16 protein-coding genes are annotated in these 17,712 nt (G+C 51.8%); 3 read left to right on the top strand and 13 right to left on the bottom strand.

What is annotated here, in order from left to right; translation table 11 throughout:
- Positions 1-65: 65 nt before the first annotated feature.
- From ACTNB8_RS08615 to ACTNB8_RS08635, 5 genes are read right to left on the bottom strand one after another with little or no spacing between them, the layout of a single operon-like run.
- The gene (locus ACTNB8_RS08615) at positions 66-3,464 is read right to left on the bottom strand and encodes a hypothetical protein (RefSeq protein WP_441053871.1); all 3,399 of its coding nucleotides are present in this window, start codon (positions 3,462-3,464) and stop codon (positions 66-68) included.
- Positions 3,465-3,484: 20 nt separating this feature from the next.
- Complete coding sequence (locus ACTNB8_RS08620) at positions 3,485-4,165, bottom strand: hypothetical protein (protein WP_195488665.1); 681 nt, start codon at positions 4,163-4,165, stop codon at positions 3,485-3,487.
- A complete protein-coding gene (locus ACTNB8_RS08625; RefSeq protein ID WP_441053873.1) occupies positions 4,165-6,078 on the bottom strand; it encodes a phage tail spike protein in 1,914 nt (637 codons plus the stop codon). The genes ACTNB8_RS08620 and ACTNB8_RS08625 overlap by 1 nt, the downstream gene beginning before the upstream one ends.
- A 15-nt stretch (positions 6,079-6,093) precedes the next feature.
- Positions 6,094-6,870, bottom strand: a complete 777-nt coding sequence (locus ACTNB8_RS08630; RefSeq protein ID WP_118574001.1) for a hypothetical protein — start codon at positions 6,868-6,870, stop codon at positions 6,094-6,096.
- Between the two features lie 14 nt (positions 6,871-6,884).
- Complete coding sequence (locus ACTNB8_RS08635) at positions 6,885-12,794, bottom strand: phage tail tape measure protein (protein WP_441053875.1); 5,910 nt, start codon at positions 12,792-12,794, stop codon at positions 6,885-6,887.
- A 154-nt stretch (positions 12,795-12,948) separates the two neighbouring features.
- On the opposite strand from ACTNB8_RS08635, the gene ACTNB8_RS08640 reads away from it, so the two are divergent.
- From ACTNB8_RS08640 to ACTNB8_RS08650, 3 genes are read left to right on the top strand one after another with little or no spacing between them, the layout of a single operon-like run.
- Positions 12,949-13,170 (top strand): DUF3791 domain-containing protein, encoded by a 222-nt coding sequence (locus ACTNB8_RS08640; RefSeq protein ID WP_118651174.1) that lies wholly within the window; start codon positions 12,949-12,951, stop codon positions 13,168-13,170.
- Positions 13,167-13,748: a DUF3990 domain-containing protein gene (locus ACTNB8_RS08645; RefSeq protein WP_118651176.1), complete on the top strand. Its 582-nt coding sequence runs from the start codon at positions 13,167-13,169 to the stop codon at positions 13,746-13,748. The genes ACTNB8_RS08640 and ACTNB8_RS08645 overlap by 4 nt, the downstream gene beginning before the upstream one ends.
- A complete protein-coding gene (locus tag ACTNB8_RS08650) occupies positions 13,729-13,971 on the top strand; it encodes a hypothetical protein (protein WP_118491909.1) in 243 nt (80 codons plus the stop codon). The genes ACTNB8_RS08645 and ACTNB8_RS08650 overlap by 20 nt, the downstream gene beginning before the upstream one ends.
- 214 nt (positions 13,972-14,185) lie before the next feature.
- Here ACTNB8_RS08650 and ACTNB8_RS08655 read toward each other — a convergent pair whose 3' ends face one another.
- The 8 genes from ACTNB8_RS08655 to ACTNB8_RS08690 form a co-directional block, all read right to left on the bottom strand.
- On the bottom strand, positions 14,186-14,350 hold the full coding sequence (locus ACTNB8_RS08655) for a hypothetical protein (protein ID WP_441053878.1): 165 nt from the start codon (positions 14,348-14,350) through the stop codon (positions 14,186-14,188).
- Complete coding sequence (locus ACTNB8_RS08660; RefSeq protein WP_441053879.1) at positions 14,347-14,727, bottom strand: hypothetical protein; 381 nt, start codon at positions 14,725-14,727, stop codon at positions 14,347-14,349. Before ACTNB8_RS08660 ends, ACTNB8_RS08655 begins: the two co-directional genes overlap by 4 nt.
- 66 nt (positions 14,728-14,793) lie before the next feature.
- Positions 14,794-15,621 carry an SPFH domain-containing protein gene (locus ACTNB8_RS08665; RefSeq protein WP_441053881.1) on the bottom strand — a complete coding sequence of 276 codons (828 nt, stop codon included), beginning with the start codon at positions 15,619-15,621 and terminating at the stop codon, positions 14,794-14,796.
- A gap of 62 nt (positions 15,622-15,683) precedes the next feature.
- Positions 15,684-16,298: a major tail protein gene (locus tag ACTNB8_RS08670; RefSeq protein WP_107000215.1), complete on the bottom strand. Its 615-nt coding sequence runs from the start codon at positions 16,296-16,298 to the stop codon at positions 15,684-15,686.
- A 31-nt stretch (positions 16,299-16,329) separates the two neighbouring features.
- Complete coding sequence (locus ACTNB8_RS08675) at positions 16,330-16,647, bottom strand: hypothetical protein (protein ID WP_118524257.1); 318 nt, start codon at positions 16,645-16,647, stop codon at positions 16,330-16,332.
- Positions 16,648-16,657: 10 nt separating this feature from the next.
- Complete coding sequence (locus ACTNB8_RS08680) at positions 16,658-17,035, bottom strand: HK97 gp10 family phage protein (protein WP_441053884.1); 378 nt, start codon at positions 17,033-17,035, stop codon at positions 16,658-16,660.
- Positions 17,013-17,366, bottom strand: a complete 354-nt coding sequence (locus ACTNB8_RS08685) for a phage head closure protein (RefSeq protein WP_270203388.1) — start codon at positions 17,364-17,366, stop codon at positions 17,013-17,015. The genes ACTNB8_RS08680 and ACTNB8_RS08685 overlap by 23 nt, the downstream gene beginning before the upstream one ends.
- Positions 17,366-17,704: a head-tail connector protein gene (locus tag ACTNB8_RS08690; protein ID WP_118524254.1), complete on the bottom strand. Its 339-nt coding sequence runs from the start codon at positions 17,702-17,704 to the stop codon at positions 17,366-17,368. Before ACTNB8_RS08690 ends, ACTNB8_RS08685 begins: the two co-directional genes overlap by 1 nt.
- Positions 17,705-17,712: the final 8 nt, after the last annotated feature.

Raw genomic sequence — 17,712 nt, forward strand, 5'->3', positions numbered from 1 at the left:
CCCGAATTTTCAGACAATTATTACGGTTCATCATAGTTTTTCCTTTCTCCGGGATATTCCCGGCATCACTTCATATCCTGTAGTGCCAGTGTATACTTGACCAACGCATACAGCTGATAGCCCCATGCGCAGTGTGCGTAGTTGTTCGGATGCCAGTTGGGGCCTCCGTACTGACCCCGGCCGTATGCCATGTGCAGTACCCTGCCACTCTGTCTGCCGACCGAATCCGCAGACACATAATCCAGTGTAGGGTAACTCTCCACGGCAGGCTGGATCAGATGCCCACTGCATACATAGACACCGTTTGCCTCATCCTGCAGTTCATCGCAGAAATACTGGTAGATGCTCACATTCTTGCTGTGAAGTCCACCCAGCGTGATCTCAGAAGCCCGGTACTCCGGGTATTTTGCCGGGAAGTAAGTGCCGGTCTCATCAATGGACATGAGGATCACGATGATATCCGGATACTCACGCTTGATCGTTTTCACGATATCCGGGATATTGGCTTTGTACTCTGCAAGGGAACTGTTGTGGTTTAAGTTGATCACCACATGGGTCGGCGTGCACAGATCATAAGCGTTGGCATCTTTTACTTCCGTGCCTGCGGTTTCGCCGGGAATAAGCCGGGTCATGCCGTTATCCGCCAACGTCCTGTACTTATCCAGACAAGCCTTCAGCGAGAAGCCCTTCGTCTTTTCATCGTAGAACGGGTTAATATTAGATGCGCTCTCAAAAGTTGCAAGGTTCAGATCCTCTGCACTCCAGCCGCCCTTACCCATCGCATAGTTCACAACCGTCTTTCCATCCAGCTTGAACGAGGACGAGGAGCCGTAATGCTTGCCATTCATTGTTCCCGGCATGCCGACCATCAGACAGCGGTATTCGGTTTCTGCCGCTTTCGCGTCCTTGCGGTCCAGATCAAACAGGTAGCGCACCCACGACCAATAGTGGGTCGGAAGATCCGCATCTGTTTTCCCAACACCGGCTAGATACCCATCCGTCACACTGTCACCGATAACAAGGATCTTCGGGAACTGGTTCTTTCCCATACTGGCCAAGGTGCTGCGGTGCTTGAATTTGAGTTTCTGCGTCTTATAGACATCTGACACAAACGATTTCTCTACCGTCTGTTCCAGAACATCCTCCCCACTGTTGACTGCCGTGTTGGTAAACGGTGAGTACAAGTCAAAGCGCTCCTCCATCTCCGTACCAAAACCAGCCGCTCTATCCTTCCAGCCGGTCTCTGCGATCAGATGGTCCACCCAGACTGAAACATGATAGTTTCTGGCGGTCGAAAGGTTATTACAGACCGTATACACCGGGGCCGCCGGGACAAGGCGAAGGTCTTTCTTTTCCGGCACGGCCACCAGCTGATCCAGCCGGGTCGTCAGATTTGTCAGCTGCTTTTTCTGGTTATCCGCCTCCGTCTGCAGGGAGTTCACTTCCTGTTTCAAATCATCCAGCGGCTTATAATCCGTGTATGCCTCATATACATACTCCGTTCCCTCAACAACGCAGAGCTTCTGTCCGGAAGAGGCCATATAGAAGAACATCACATAGGCATCGCCTTCCTGATAGGTGTACTGGTCATTGGCATCTACATAACGGAGCACCTTCTTCGCCTTGTCAAACACGACCTGGCTGGTTACACCGTTCGTGCCGGAGCCTTTGGTCACAAGACCTTTCTCGCTGACCGGGATATAATCCGTGGAACCATATCGGAGATTGTCTGCATGATACTGAATAACGGACGAGTGTACATAGGCAAACCATCCCGGACGATACCTGGAAGGGTCGAGGAGGTTTCGGCTATGGACTGCATCCAGCTTGCCGGATGCCAGGGTATCCGTGTATTCCCGCTCATCCTTGAAAGCCTGTCCTACAACGGCGGCATCCGCAGCCATTCCGGAATAGGATAGCGTCGTATCCACCTTACCTGTACCAATCAGGATCTTGCCCATAAAGACGATCAGACGGTTTTTGTAATCATACTCCACATTCCCGGACGGTTCATTGCTGAAGAAATCGTTGCGGATTTCTTTTCCGGTATTCGGGCGCACCGGATAATAGAGCACCTTGTCTGTACTGCGCACACGCAGTTTGTATGCTCCTTCATCTATAAATCGGTGCAGAATCAGGGTGATCCTGTTATCTCCCTTCACTAGTTCTACCGACTGGCGGAACACCTCGCCTTCTTCCGATTCAAGCATGGCAGTCAGGTTCGTCTCCCCAATGGTTCGAAGTGTGAACTGGATTTCCTGTATAAACACACTTCGCAGAACAGTCAGCGGCACATAGTAGGTCTGGAGTACCGGGCTGCTGCCTTCCCAGATATTGCTGACACCGTCATATAAAAAGGGCAGGTTCAAACTGGTCATCGTTTCCTTTGCCAGTGCATCATCCGCACTTCGCAGTGCTTCGATCTCGATTGCCATCTTTTTCTGATTCTGTCGCTCCCTCTGAACCTGATTCCACAGCTTTACAGACTCTCCGCACACCTTCAGGTTCAGGTCCTTCGCATAGGAGCTTGCCCTGATCTGGAATACCCCTTCCGGGATCTCCAATTCCTTTTCTTTGTACTCCTGCGGCTGTTCCGTATCCCTGGAATCCAGAATGGATGCCACAAACGTGCCATTGGCATCATAGCCTGCAACTCCGATCCAGTTGAACACCTGCCCGGTATAGTAAACTTTCTGGCAGGCGGTATCTACCGGGATCAGTGCTGTCGTCTGGACATGCTCAAACTTCTGCGTTTCTCCATTGATCGTGTTGACTGTAATGCCTTCTGTCAGTTCGCCGGTCGCATCATAGTTTGCATCCACCTTGGATTCCTGCAGTGCATCCAGCCCTTCTTTTGCTTTCGGATAGATGGAACGGATCGCTGCTCCAAGGTTGTCAAAGGTATTCCCCTCCGAATCCACTCTTGCATCAAGGACTTCTGTGTCAGAGGTTCTCCCTTTTGCAATCTGATCCATCCGGGCATTCAGAGCCTTGTTTGTCTGTGCGACATCCTGGGCGTTCTGATTCATCTGCTGCTCTGCCGCTGCGACTTTTGCAGTCAGATCCGATTTTGCATTCTCCACACGCGCAGTCACACGGTTTTCTGTCTCGGACAGGCTGGTGTTTACCTTACTTTCTGTGCTGGAGAGACTTTCATTGATACGGCCTTCCGTGTCGGATACATTTTTGTTAATCCGGTTTTCTGTTTCCAAAAGCTCTGAGCGGATATCTTCGGCCGTCTGGGTCAGATGCTCCTCTGCCTCTGCGATCTGCTCACTATGCAGGCTGAACAGGCTCCAATACTTCTCATCACTCAGAGCCGTTCCTTTCGGCACCGGAAGATTGGAGATAAAACTGTTGCCGCTGTCTGCATCCAGTACGATCTGCAGCTCCTCATATTCTTTCCGGATGTCCCATTCGCCTGCATGTTTAGGAACGATCCGGCGGCCTGTGTATTTTGCCATATTACCCCTTTCTGTCAGCCTTACACTGACACATCATCCTCGCCATATTCCACGACCAGATGTCCTTCTTCATCGGTTGTGAATATCAGCCCAAGGTCGCATTTTGTTTCAAATGCAAAATAGCCATCCTCCGTAATCGATCCTTCCACAATCTCACGGCACAGCTTTTCTACGGAACTAGACTCCGATCTATCACTCAGTCCCAGACCGTCATCCGACTCAAAGCCAAAGCAGCCTGCCTTGTCTATAAACAGATTTCGGATGCCATCCCGAACAGCTTTCAGGAATGCTGCAAATGTGTAAGTGGCGATCTTGCCGTTATTGATGGCCGCCCTCTCCACCTTTAACGTAAGAGAGAATGAGCCAAGGACATCACCTTCTGTGCTGAGCATAACAACATCCAGCGGAAAACGTCCGGCCTGCGCCGTCATGAAGGTCGTGATCGTAAAGAGGACCGCCCCCTTCTCAACGAATACAAGGTCTGGCGCAGTTTCGCTCGTGTAGTGGAAGATCGTACCGTCCGGACGGGTACCGGAACAGGCTACAATACAATTCTGCGGCACGGTATATTCCACAGAGTTGTTATACAAAACACAGCGAACTTTTCTCGCCTTGTTGTCATACTGCTTGACCGGAACCGTCACCGGGATCAGATTCTCCGTCAGCGACAATTCCACTTCCTGATAAATGCCTGTGACCATTACGAGCTCCCTCCTTCCTGATCCGTCTCCTTATTATCTGTTTCCTCTTTGTTTTCCGTATCCTTATCTTCACTACCCGGCTTTTCGGTATCCGGGGTTTCAGGCTCGGTCGGTGTGGACGGTTCCGTTGGCTCTGGATCAGGTTCTTCCGGTTCATATCCAATCGTCTGCCACTGTTCTCCGTCCCACAGTTTTAACCGAAGGTTCTTCTTATCGACCCAGAAGGAATCCTCTGCCGGATCTTCCGGCGCACTTTCGGACACAGGGATATACGGCTGATACTTCGCATCCAGTTCCTTCTGCAAATCATCTGAGATTTCCGTGAGGGTGCTGTATCGCCTATCCAGTTCCTCATACAGTTCTTTGGACAGCTTCTTTGCCGTTTCATACCGCTGATCGAGCGTTTTCTGAAGTTCTGCAGAAATAGCGGTCGCTGTTTTGTACCGCTCATCCAGTTCCTCCAGCAACTCCTCGGAAAGCTCGGCTGCTTTCTTGTAACGGTCGTCCAGTTCCTTGAGTGTCTGCTCCAGCAGGATTGCTGTTTTGACTGCGGAATCATCTGACTCCCAGCCATATCCCCATGTCTTCCCGCCATCTGTGGAAACAAAAAATCCGGCCGGGCTATTCTTCCACGCAACCGTTGACTGTTTCAGAGTTGCTGCGTTGAATGCGTACCGAGTCGTATTCCCCTTACTGTCCGTCTCATTTTTATAATGAAGGCCGAACAGTGCAGCAAACAACGCACCATCATAGATAATGGAGGCCGAAATGCCGCCCATCTGCTCTCCCACTGCTGTTTCCACACGGACTGCGGTATCGTATGCGGCGGTTGCTGTATTTCGGATACTGTTAAGGGAGCTTGTCAGGGAGGAATTTCGGCTGCTGACCGTAGAATTCGACAGCGTGATGCTGTTATACCGTTCCAAAAGCGAGTCATATTCGGTTTCTGTAACCTTGGAACTGGCTTCAATGCCCAGCTTCGAGATATACACATGAACCGTATCACAGAGCGAGACCTGTTCTGCCTGTACAACATCCTCATATCCGGGTGTATTCCAAAGCTGAATGAAGTCGATTTTAATGTCGATCTCCGGCTCTGTCAGGCTGGTCGTATCAATATAGTCCTGTGCATACTCTCGCAAAGCCGCTTCCGATGGCTTTTCCTGAAAGGCACTGGTGCAGTCCAGCACCGTAATCTTCTGATACGGCACAGATTTTCGGCTGACCATGACCACTTTTTCTGGCAGTTCCATAACCGCCTGTGTTTCGTTGTCCACCCAGTACGGATGCACTCCTGTAATGGTATTCTCGATGGATTTCTCCATCTTGAAATCCGTCAGGTTTTTGCCGTAGACGATATGAACGTTGTGGTCCGCACCTCTGGCTCTGTGAAACTTGACTGTGTAGCGGTCCCACTCGAACTCTCCTCCAAAAGTATCCAATACCGAACCATCCATACCGCCCAGACAGTTTCGGAAAGATGCCGGAACGGACACAGTAAACATCGCACTGGATGCCACATCTGTCCAAACTGAGAACGGACAGTCGGAAGCCGCATGGCTTTTCAGCCCCTGCACCGCTCCTGCGCACCCACTCACTGAGAACGGGGAAACTGTAATAAAGTTGAGCTGATAGGAAATATGCCGTGCCTGAACTTCCAGCTTTCCATCAATAGGGGTCGTGATCTTGTAGATACGGAACGGCTGCGGCTGCATCGTATCAGATGGTTTGGCAAGGATGACGTTTCCCTCCTCCAGCATCTCTGCATGGATGCCATCTGCCGGACAGATGAGCTTCAGCTCATAGCTACCGTTTCGTTTTTCAGTCACGGTACAAGACTGTGCATCTGCCAGCTTTCCAATGCCGTTATTATCAAATTTCATTTCTCTGGAATCATATAAACATGGGATCACTGGCTGCACCTCCCCTCAGAGCGTCCACCAACGGGGAATGACTTCCACCGCCGTGATACCGCCTGTCCATGTGATCTGTGTCTTTCCCTCCGGCAGTTCCGGGAAGTCATCCGAAAGGATGGTCTCATTGCAGAAGCCGGAAGCGTTGTAAGCGTTGTGCGTCTCACAGTTGAGCAGCACATAGTCTTTGATGCTGTGGATGGTGATCTTCTCTTCCCCCACATACAGCTCGCCGCCGCTGTCTCCGTAAACCTTGAAGATGGGCTGTGCAGGAAAAGCGAAGGGGTTCTTTAAGGTCGACCTGCCATCCAGCCGGATTGTCCGCTGCCCGTCCACGCTCCACCTCTGGGGCTTACAGTTAAATGCCAGCTCCATCTCAGCGGCTTTCTGAGCAGTCACATCAAAAGCAAGGGCATCCTTGCAGACCGCCATCCGAAAGAAATCCGGGTCGTAGGTATCCTGCAATTTCTGATACCCCACCGGCGACAGAAGCCATGCCTTGACTGCTGCTGTCTTAGCTGGCAGTCCGTTGAAGAAAAAAGCTTTATACTTGATATCCACGTTCTGATATCTGCGGCGGCCTGCCTTTGCATTCTCGGTGAGGATGTCTCCGTTCCTGCCGGGTACGGAGGTGCTCTCCACATCCGCAGCCGGGGAATCATATACACCGGGACCAGACAAATATAATAGGAAGTCTTTGCTGGACTTCCCGGCAAACGACAGATACTGTCTGGCATATCTGTCTTTTAACTGAAACTGTGATACTGTTTGCTTTGGGGTGTTATAGCCCATACGCATCTCCTCCTTTACTTGAAGACCGAATCATCCTCATGGATCATGCCGTTGATCTTATCGGCAACGGTCTGTGCGAGTTCATCGTCGTTCCGGGCATTATAACCGTTGACTGTGATATACACACCGCCAAGGTTGGTCGTCCGGGTGGTGCCACCTCCGGCCAGAGCCGCCTGCGGGAAGTTCCAACCGGAGCCATCGAAATGTGGCAAGGTCAGTTCCGGCAGACTGAAGGAGCTGATGCCCTCCATACCCTGCTGTACCTTTGCTGCCATCGACCTGATCTGGCTGATCAGTCCGCCTTCGCCTTTCTTGATGCCGCCGGAAAGCAGCTTCATGAAGTCGGGCATATAGGTATCGGCATCTGCCAGCGGTCCTTCATCCGGCACAGAGAAGTGCAAGAACGAGCGGATGCCATTTGCCACACTCTTGACCGCATTGCCGACCCAGCTCACGCCTTTCTTGATACCGCCCGCGATACCGCCAACGATGTCCTTGCCCCAGCTGACTGCCGAAGAAGCCACGTTCTTGATACCGCCCCAGATGGACGATGCCACATTGCCAATAGCAGAAGCCGCATTAGAAATACCGTTCTTGATGGCGTTTACTCCATTCGAGAATACCGACGTAACCTTGTTCCAGATATTTGTGACACCTTCCCGGAAGCCATCGCAGTTTTTCCAGAGGCTCGTCAGTCCAAGACCGATGCCGCCAACGGCTGCCACTGCGATACCTGCAGGACCCGCCAAGCCGGCAAGTGCTGTGCCTGCGGATGCGAGGAACCCACCTGCGGAGCTTGCTACGCCTGCAAGGGCTGTACCCGCGCCAGCGGCCAGACCGGATACAGTCGTACCCACAGATCCGAGCAGACCGGAAAGCGTTGTGCCGACTGTCCCGGCAATACCGCCCAGCGAAGAACCGATAGATGATACGATACCGGAAAGACTGCCGCCTAAGCCGCCGATCTTCGACACTACACCGGAAAGCAGCCCACCCAGATTCGACAGGATTCCCCCACCGCTGGAGCCAAGGCTTCCCAGCTTCGAGATGATGCCGGAGATTCCCTCTCCCAGACCGCCCATTTTGGAGGTCAGCCCAGAGATCAGATTGCCAAACTTCGACACGATCTGACCTCCATCTGCACTGCCGATCTTCGACAAGAAATCTCCGATGTTGGACAACAGACCACCGCCGTTCTCTGTACCGAGGACATTGCCAAGGTTCTGCATCGTATTTCCGAGATTTCCGATGGTGTTCTTCATGGAGCCGAGCTTGTCCACTAGACCCGTGACCGTATTGACCGTGTCACCGACCTTGCTGATGCCGTTGCCCAGGCTCTTTAGGAAATCCGAGTTGAAGGTGTCGCCAAGACTGCGGATCGCATTTCCAAGAGAACTGGTCTGAGAACTCAGCTCTCCAACGGAATCCTTCATATCCGCAAAGCCCTGCTTCACTTCATCGCTCATGCCGCCGACTGCGGTTTTGGTGATACCCTGCAGGTCAGTCCAGATCTGCTGGAACTGTGTTTTCAGACCGGAAAGCCCGGACATCAACTGTAATTGGATACCGCTGCCCACATCCCTTGCAGCACTACCGATACCGCTCTGACTTTTCTTGATCGTAGTAGCAAAACTGCCGACCACGGAATCCATCCAGTCGCCCAGAGAATCTACCGGGGTCGTGAGGTTGTTGCTCATAGACCCGGCAAGTCCCTGCACGGCTTTCACCACCGACTTGACATTTTTCTTAATGCCGGTCGCCAGCAGCTTCATGAAGTCGGGCATATAGGTATCTGCATCAGACAGAGGTCCTTCATCTGGTACAGAGAAATGCAGCAGGCTTCTGACTCTGCTTGCGACATTTTCTGCCGCTGCGATCACGGAACCGGCTGCTGCCCGGACACCTGACGCCATCTGGGAACAGATATCTGCACCCCAGCGGTATGCCGAAGAAGCAATCGAACCGAGCGAGTTAAAACTGCTCCTGATACTTGCAACACCAGAAGAAACCGTGCTGCGCAGGCTGGACATTGCCGAAGACACCGTGGACTTGATGCTGTTGAAGGCAGAGGTCGTGGTAGATTTCAGTGTGTTCCAGCCGCTTGTGACCGTACTGCGAACTGCGGATACAGAGGAAGTTGTAAGACTCTTGATGCTGTTCCATGCAGTCGTGATGACTGTTTTGATACCATTCCAGCTGGTATTTGTCAGGTTTTTCACCGCATTCCATGCGCTGGTCATGGACGTTTTTACAGAAGCGGTCGCAGAGGTGGTAAGGGATTTAATCCCGTTCCACGCTGTGGTAATGACCGTTTTAATTCCGTTCCAGCTGGTCGTTGTCAGCGACTTCACCGCATTCCATGCACTGGTCATGGACGTTTTCACTGCTGCTGTCGCAGAGGTCACATTGGATTTCACCGCCGAGAAGCTGTTCTGGATACTGGACTTGATGGTATTCCATGTGCTGGCGGTACTGGTCGTAATGGAACTCCATGCGGATCTCATCGCAGCACTCACACCTGCCGTTCCGGTTTTCACCGTCTGGCTGATGGCTGCCCAGCTCTTACTGTATGCCTGCTCCACACCCCTCATGGAGTTGGTGATGGAGGTAGACAGCGTGGTGGACAGGTTCTCCGCCGCCGCAGTCACAAGGCTGGTGTTGGTCGTGATACCGTTTGCCAAACCCTGCATGAAGTCCGGCATCCAGCTTTCCATATCTGCCAGAGGTCCTTCATCCGGCACAGAGAAGTGCAGGAAGGAACGGATACGGTCTGCCACTCCCGATACAGCACTTGCCACATCCTGAATCCTCGACTGGATACCGGACACAATGTTGCCGATCATGTCAGAGCCCCACGAGAACGCCTGTCCAGCCAGACCCTTGATAAAGGAAACTGCACTGTTAAAACCGTTCGTGATGGTGGACTTGATACCGGAAATCGTAGAGGAAATCCCGGATTTCATCGAGTTAAAAGCTGTGGTCGCCGCGCTCTTAATGCTGTTACTGAGGGACGATACCGTGGATTTCATGGCATTCCAGCCAGAAGAAACTACCGATTTGATGCCATTTACCACACCGTAGATCTTGCTGCTAATGGCATTCCAGATGGAAGAAACCGTGGACTGGATCGCAGAAAGGACAGTCGAGATGACCGTTTTGATTGCATTCCATGCCGTACTCATCCGAGTCTGGATGCCAGTCAGCAGCGGAGACAGGAACGACACAATGGCGTTCCACACCGTCGTCACTGCAGTCTGGATCGCAGTCAGCACCGTGGAGATAGCTGTCTGAATCGCTGACCAAACTGTAGAGAAAGTCGTCTGCAATCCAGTCAGCATCGGAGTCACGAAGGCAACTATGGCGTTCCAGATGGAAGTGATCTTCGTCTGAATTGCGGTCAGTGCTGCGCCGATCAGGATCTGGATCGCCTGCCAGATGGTTTCAAACAGATATTTGAACGCATCCAGCAGAGGTTTCATGGTATTGTAGATGTCGTTCCACACCGAAGTAATCGTCGTGCTGATGGAGTTCATGACCGTAGAGATCGCGGTCGAGATTGCCGTCCACACAGTTGTCACCGTGGTATGGATCGTATTCAGCACAGAAGAAACTGCTGTGGAAATGGCAGTCCAGATGGTGCTGAAGGTCGTCTGGATACTCGTAAGGACAGTCGTAAAAAAGCTCGAAACTGCAGTGAACACAGTCGTTGCCACACTTTGGATAGCGGAAACTGTATTTGAAAAGAAGCTGCTGATTCCGCTCCACACGGTCTCGAAGAAGCTCTTGATACTGCCCCAGACCGTCTGCCAGTCCGTACCGAACAGCCCAAGGAACACATCCAGCGCACTCTTCAGAGCAGTAAGGGTCGTGGAGAAAATGGACTTCACGCCATCCCAGATGCTGGAAAAGATACCCTTTACCGCTTCCCATGCGCCGCTCCAGTTGCCGGAGAACACATTGGAAAAGACATCGAACAGACCAAGTAGCGTATCCAGAACAACGCCAAGGATGGTGGCAATATTTTGGAATGCTCCCTCAAACAACGGGGCAAGCACCTGACAAAAGCCATCCCAGACTTCTTTCAGTACCTCGGTGACATCCTTAAAATCAAAGCCCAGCCCATTGATCCGCTGTGTCAGCTGATCACAGAACCCTTTCACCTTGGAAACGATATCGTTCCAGATGCTGGTAATGGCAGTACGGAACTCCTCGTTCGTATTCCAGAGGTTCATGAACGCCGCCACCAGTGTGCCGATGACCGCCACCACTGCTACGACCGGGCCGGACAGACCACCCAGAACCACACCCAGCTTGCTGAACACACCGCTGACACTGCCCACATGGGTGATGAGAAGCCGGACACCCTTTGCAAGAGAACTGAACCCCCGCATTGCTGTGCCGACGGTCGATATGGTCTTACCCAGCACAATGAGCAGCGGACCAATGGATGCTGCCAGAAGTCCGATCTTGATGATCGTTTCCCTGGTACCCTCATCCATGCTGTTGAGCTTGTCCACTAACTGCTGCACAGCAGATACGATCTTGCGGATGGTGGGCATCAGGATATCGCCAAAAGAAATAGCCAGCTCCTCCAGCTGAGATTTCAGGATGGTGAGCTGACCATTTAAATTGTCCTGCATGGTCTCTGCCATGCTCTCGGATGCGCCATCGCAGTTTTCAATGGCACCACGCAGTTTGTTGATGTCCGTCTCGCTGGAATTCATCAGGGCAAGGAAGCCGGACATCGCATTCTTGCCGACCAATGCCTCTGCGTTGGCGGCCTTCTCAGATTCCGACAGCCCGGAGAATGCCACACGGCAGTCTGCAAGGATGTCGTTCAGGCTTCTCATGCTGCCATCTGCATTGCTGGTTGCAATCGTGACCTCACCGATGTTTTTACCCACAAAGGTCACTTCACCGGAAAGGTTGTTCATGATGGTACGAAGGGACGTACCAGCCTGTGAAGCCTTGATACCACTGTTTGCCATCAGACCGATGGCTTCTGCGGTATCCTCTGCCGAGAACCCCAGCGCACCGGCAATAGGCGCACAGTACTTGAACGTCTCGCCCATCATGGAGACGTTGGTGTTCGCATTGGAGGAAGCTGCTGCAAGGATATCTGCAAAATGCCCGGAATCTGCCGCAGACAAACCGAAAGCTGTGAGGGCATCCGTGACGATATCCGAAGTCGTGGCGAGGTCTTCACCCGAAGCGGCCGCGAGGTTCATGACGCCCTCGATGCCGTTCAGCATGTCCCCGGTTTTCCAACCGGCCATGGCCATGTATTCCATCGCCGAAGCTGCCTCAGATGCAGAGAACTTGGTCTTCGCACCCATTTCACGGGCTTTCGCACGGAGCTGGTCAAAGTCATCCCCGGTCGCACCGGAAATGGCAGAGACCTTGCTCATCTCGGAATCGAAATCTGCTGCCGTCTTCACTGCGGCAGTGCCAAGCCCCGTTACAGCGGCAGTCACCGGAAGGAACTTCTTGCCTACATTCTCCACAGAAGATCCGATGTTCTGGAGCTTTTCTCCGGCTTCATCGATCCTGGCAAGAGTCGCATTGGTGGTCGCCGCCTGGTCCTGTAAAGACCGCAGATTCTGTTCGGTCTCCACGATCTCACGCTGGAGGGCATCATACTGCTGCTGGGTGATCTCACCATTGGCAAGCTGCTCATTGGCCTGCTGTGCGGCAGTCTTCAGAGTTGCCAGCTTTTCCTTGGTAGCTTCAATGGCATCCTTCAGCATCTTCTGCTTCTGGACGACCAGTTCTGTATTGGAAGGGTCCAGTTTCAGGAGTTTGTTGACATCCTTCAGTCCGGACTGCGTCCCCTTGATTGATTTGTTTACACTTTCCAGTGCTTTGGAGAGCTTTGTGGTATCGCCGCCGATCTCAACGGTGATGCCCTGGATTCTGGATGCCATTTGAATAACCACCTCCTCGCAGGCATGAAAAAAGCCCATCTGCACGGGACAGACAGGCAGAAAATAATCTGAAATTTACAATTCTGTCGTTGCTAAGCGACAGAAAAAGAGCTATACTTAAATTGAGAAATTGTACTCAAAGGAGGTACGCTCTATGAGTGAATATAATATTGACATTGCCGATATGCAGTGCTGGGTTTTCCGCATGGCTCAGTCCAAGTGGAAAATGTCTCCCAGCGATTGCGCTGAACTTTTTAAGAAATACGACATTCTTGGATTTATTTCTGAATGCTATGACATCCTTCATCTAAACGGTTACGCCTGTGTTCTTCACGATGTTGAAACCTTGTTAAAGAATCGAGGTGTATCCGTATGATTGAATTGCAGGATGGGATGCTTCTGTACCACGGTAGCTACATTGGTATCCCGGCGATCGACCTGAATCGCTGCTTTGGTGGACTCGATTTTGGCCGAGGTTTTTATCTTACATCTTCCTACGAACAAGCGTACAATTACGTTCAACTTTCGGTTAGGAAAGCGATGCGTATTGGTACAGTTCCAAAAGATTTCAACCCGGAAGACGGACAGATATCTGTTTACAAATTCCACTACGATCCCAACATATTAGCTTACTGTTTCCAAGGAGCCTCTGTTGAATGGCTTCATTTTGTAGCAGCAAACCGAAAAAAGGATTTGTTCCCACAACTTTTGAAAAAATACGGCACCATCGACATCATCGGTGGAAAAATTGCAGATGACCAAACAGCCCACACCTTACAGCAGTATATCGGTGGCGTTGACTTTGGTATCCCCGGCACACCGAAAGCAGACAAAATAGCTATTGAAAAACTTCTTCCCAATCGCCTAAAAGACCAATTCTGTTTTCGCACGCAGGACGCCGTTAATCATCTTGAATATATAAGGAGTGACCGCTATGGAGATGTCAAACTATAACTTCACAGATACGCAGAAAGAAAGCTGTGCTGTCAGTCTCATGCGCGATACGGTCAAAGAACTCGCTTTGCGTGATACTATTTCCTATGAAGATGCACTGTTACGCTTCACAAATTCAAAGGTATATGAAACACTTTTCGACTATGATACCGGAATTTGGAGAGAAAGCCCCGACTATCTTCTGAATCTCTATGACTATTGCAATTCTAAAAAGACTGCCTAATTTTTCTTTCTGCTTGACTAGCACTACTACATCGGCTATACTTTTAACAGTGATTAGGTTTCGGTAACCTTGCGAGGTCCGAGACCGGGAAGATGACCTTCGGGCCACCTTCTTTCTCCCCCAGTTGTGCACGGCTGGGGGATTTTTTATACCCATCACCAGACGATTGTGCTTATTTCGTTCACAATATAAGCACGGTCGTCTGTTTTTTGCTTTAGAATCGGTCAAAGTCCGCCTGACTTGCCAGTTCCTTGTACGGATAGTCGTCGTTCTGCCGTTCCGTAAACATATCATTGACCAACCCGATGGTCAGCAGGTCGAGATCGGCGATGCTGATACCGAGCTGTACACAACGCAGCAGAAAGAGCGGGGTGGTCATTTCCCGCTCACTTTTGCGAGGTTTTTTCTGGATTCCACCTCCGTCTGCACATTCAGACCCCACAGTTCGATCAGCTGGGGCAGAATCTGGTAGATGGAAAATGTGTCAAACTGGTCAAGGAACTCCTCCGGGCTGTCCGGCACATTGGCCGGGTCTGCATGACGGGCCATCAGCCATGCCAGGTCCTCAAACATTTCCAGACTGAACAGGTCGAGGTTGGAATTGTCCTCGTCGTTCTCTCCCACGCTCTTTTCCAGCTGGCGCAGGTCCTTGTAGATGTCACGGCCAAACTTGATGCGGTACAGGCGAGGCACAGCGGCACTTGCCTTAAAGGTGACTTCCTTGCCATCGATCTCAATTTTCTTTGTAACTGCCATAATCGTAATCCTCCAAAATTTCATGTAAAATTGGCAGAGCCGAAGCCCTGCCATATATCGTGTTTCTTACTCTGCCGGGTCAATGCTGACCAGTGCATTACTGCCACTCACAGTCGGCAGCTTGCCATCCCACTTCTGGATCTTCTGGTAATCGATCAGCGTATCGGACAGGCTTTCTGACAGTTTGCGGTTTGCCTCTGCCTGGGCGTCTGCGGCAATAGAAGTCTTCTGGGCTTCCGCCTCTGCATTGGTGATCGCCACCTGCTTATCCGCTTCTGCCTTGGCAATGGCGGCCTCGTTCTCGATCTTCTGCTTGTCAGCGTTCTGCTGTGCAATGGACTTCTGCTGGATGGCTTCGTTGTAAGCGTCCTCGAAATCCATATCGTTGATGACGACCTTGTTCACAAACACAACATCATCGCCGTATTTCTGCACAAGGGACTCTGCCAGCTTCTGCTGTGCCAAAGGTTCGATCTTAGTGCGGTTGGTCACCTCATTGGGGCCAAGTTCAGCCATTGCAGACTTGATGGCAGATGCCACCAGCTCGTCACCGACCAAATTCTTGATGTCGGACACATTCGCATACAGCCATGCACTCTTCTCAGGAAGCACCTGATAGGTCACGATCACATCAGCGGCATACACAGGAGTCTTGTCGGAGGCTTCGCCCCAGACCTGAGCCTCGATGTGTTTATCCTGCTGCTTGTTGTTGACCTTGTGGATACTCTGCACAAAAGGAATGCAGAAGTTGAGCTTGCCGCTCTGGATGGTGGTCTCCTGGATCTGACCAAAACTGGTCTTCACGCCGGTGTAGCCGGTGGGAATGATGTGGAACGAGCAGACAGCCAGCACCAGAACGATGATCACTGCAAACACGGGGAAAATCTTCTTCATAGTCATATACCTCTTTATAATAATGTAAGCAGAGCCGAAGCCCTGCAGTGTGTGCCGGTCACTTAGCCCTGCGGCTCCTCGGTGTGACTGGTGTCTTCGGTGTCTACAGCTTCTGCCTGCGGCTCGTAGACCGCATCGTACCACTTGTTATAAACATCATCGGTGGTGTTGGTGCCGGTCTTTGCCTTGACATAACCGTTTGCCAGAGGGGTTGCCTGCAGGTTCAGGGTGTCTGTCTTGACTTCCTTGCTGTCCTCATTGGTCTCACCCTCGATGGACGGGCGGCTTGCCACACAGTTGTACAGCACATGACGGATGTGGCGCTGGTCGCCATCAAACTCGAACAGGAATGCGAAATGCTCCAGTTCCACATTGGCGTTCTCCGCAAGCACACCGTTGCCATCCAGTTCCTCGTGCATGATGTCCGTGAGGAAGCTCTCCGGAATCAGTGCGATCTCCAGATCACCCTCGTAGCCGGAGTTGTTATTCACGACATAGTAAGCGATATTGTCCGCATAGAACGGCTCGATCTCGCCATTGGCATCCATAGAAAGACTGACTGCACCGGGGATGCGGACCGGCTTTGCGTAGGTGACGCTGCCATCCTCGTCAAAGGTTGCCTTGGCATAATGGCAGTTTTTCAGGCCAAATTTGACCTTATTGCTTTGCTTCGACATAGGTTATTCCTCCTATCGTCCTGCGGCTGGCTTATACGGTCAGCTCATACAGGACTTCATACATCTTTTCGGTTTCGATCCAGACCTCGCTTTTCTCATAGTAGAGTTCGTGTGCGGTCAGGACTTCTTCAATGCTTGCTTCCATATCCGGGTCTTTGTAATCGGTATACACCTCAATGTCCAGCCGGTTGAAATGGTGGTACACAAGGTTGTCCGCACCGAAATTCTCGGCTTTCGGATACAGGAAGCAGATAAACGGTGGATCAGGGCTCTCCCCTTCTGCGAAATGGTCATACGCATAAGGAAGCCCCATCTCCTCCACCAGAGCTTTTACTTCTTCGTGGGTCATTGGTTCCTCCTTACTTTAGTGCCTTTTCGATGAGAGACTGGAGCTGCTCGATGCCGGCCTGCTCTGCCGGAGCGATATGGGGTCTTCCTGCCACCCGTCCGCCGCCGCGCTTGGCATGACCTTTTTCCAGCAGATGTGCCAGCTGGTAGCGGTTCTTGGAATGCACCACCATCTGAAGGCTCTGGCTGGATTCGGACTGTTTGGTCGCCACCCAGCTTCCTTTGTATGCGCCCGTTCTGGACGGTGCATTGGCCGAGATCTGGTCTCTGACCGTTTTGGCAGACTTACGGACAGCACTCTTCACCTGCGTAGAAGCAAGGGTCGCATATTCTTTTAAGCCTTCGTTGATGGCGTCAGCCATCTCATCAATGCTGACGGTTCTGCTCATCCGGCTGCCTCCTTTCCAGTCTGCAATGAATCTTCAGGATCTTCTTCTGATAGTTCATCGGGTCAACGGATTCGATATTGTAGAGCTGCTCCCGGAAGCGGATGCGGTAACCAGTGGAAGTTAATCCTCTGGTCTCGCTGCACCAGCGAACCGTAAACACCACGCTCTTCTGTTCGGCTGTGACCTCACCTTCTTCTTCCTGTGCCTGATAGGTCGAAGCGTAGGCAAAGCAGGTGAAATATTCCTCCCATGTGTTCCGATGGTTTCCGACCTTATCGGTCACGACCGTGCTTTTCTCGATTGTGATCCGCTCATTCAGTTTCTCGATCATCAGAACACCCCCTCCCTCACAGCAAACAGAATGGAACGAAGCGTCAGCATCAGCTGCTTATGGTCGGCTTCGTCCCGGTGCTCATAGAGATACCCCAGTGCATACAGAATCGCCACACGGCAGGTGCTGCGCAGGGCTTCCAGTTCCCTTGTGGGCTGTACTCCGTTCTCGGCATCCCGGTCAGCGGCATTAACTGCCTCCCACTGGTCTTCCGATAAACGTCCCACGTCCTTACACATCTGCTCCGCAGAAGATAAAAGGATGCCGATCAGGGCATCCTCATCGCTGCTGTCCACGCGGAGATAGGTCTTCGCTTCGTAAAGCGGGATCAGTGCCATAACCGGCT

This window comes from Blautia sp. HCP28S3_G10 (genome assembly GCF_052065235.1).
Classification (GTDB): Bacteria; Bacillota; Clostridia; order Lachnospirales; family Lachnospiraceae; genus Blautia_A.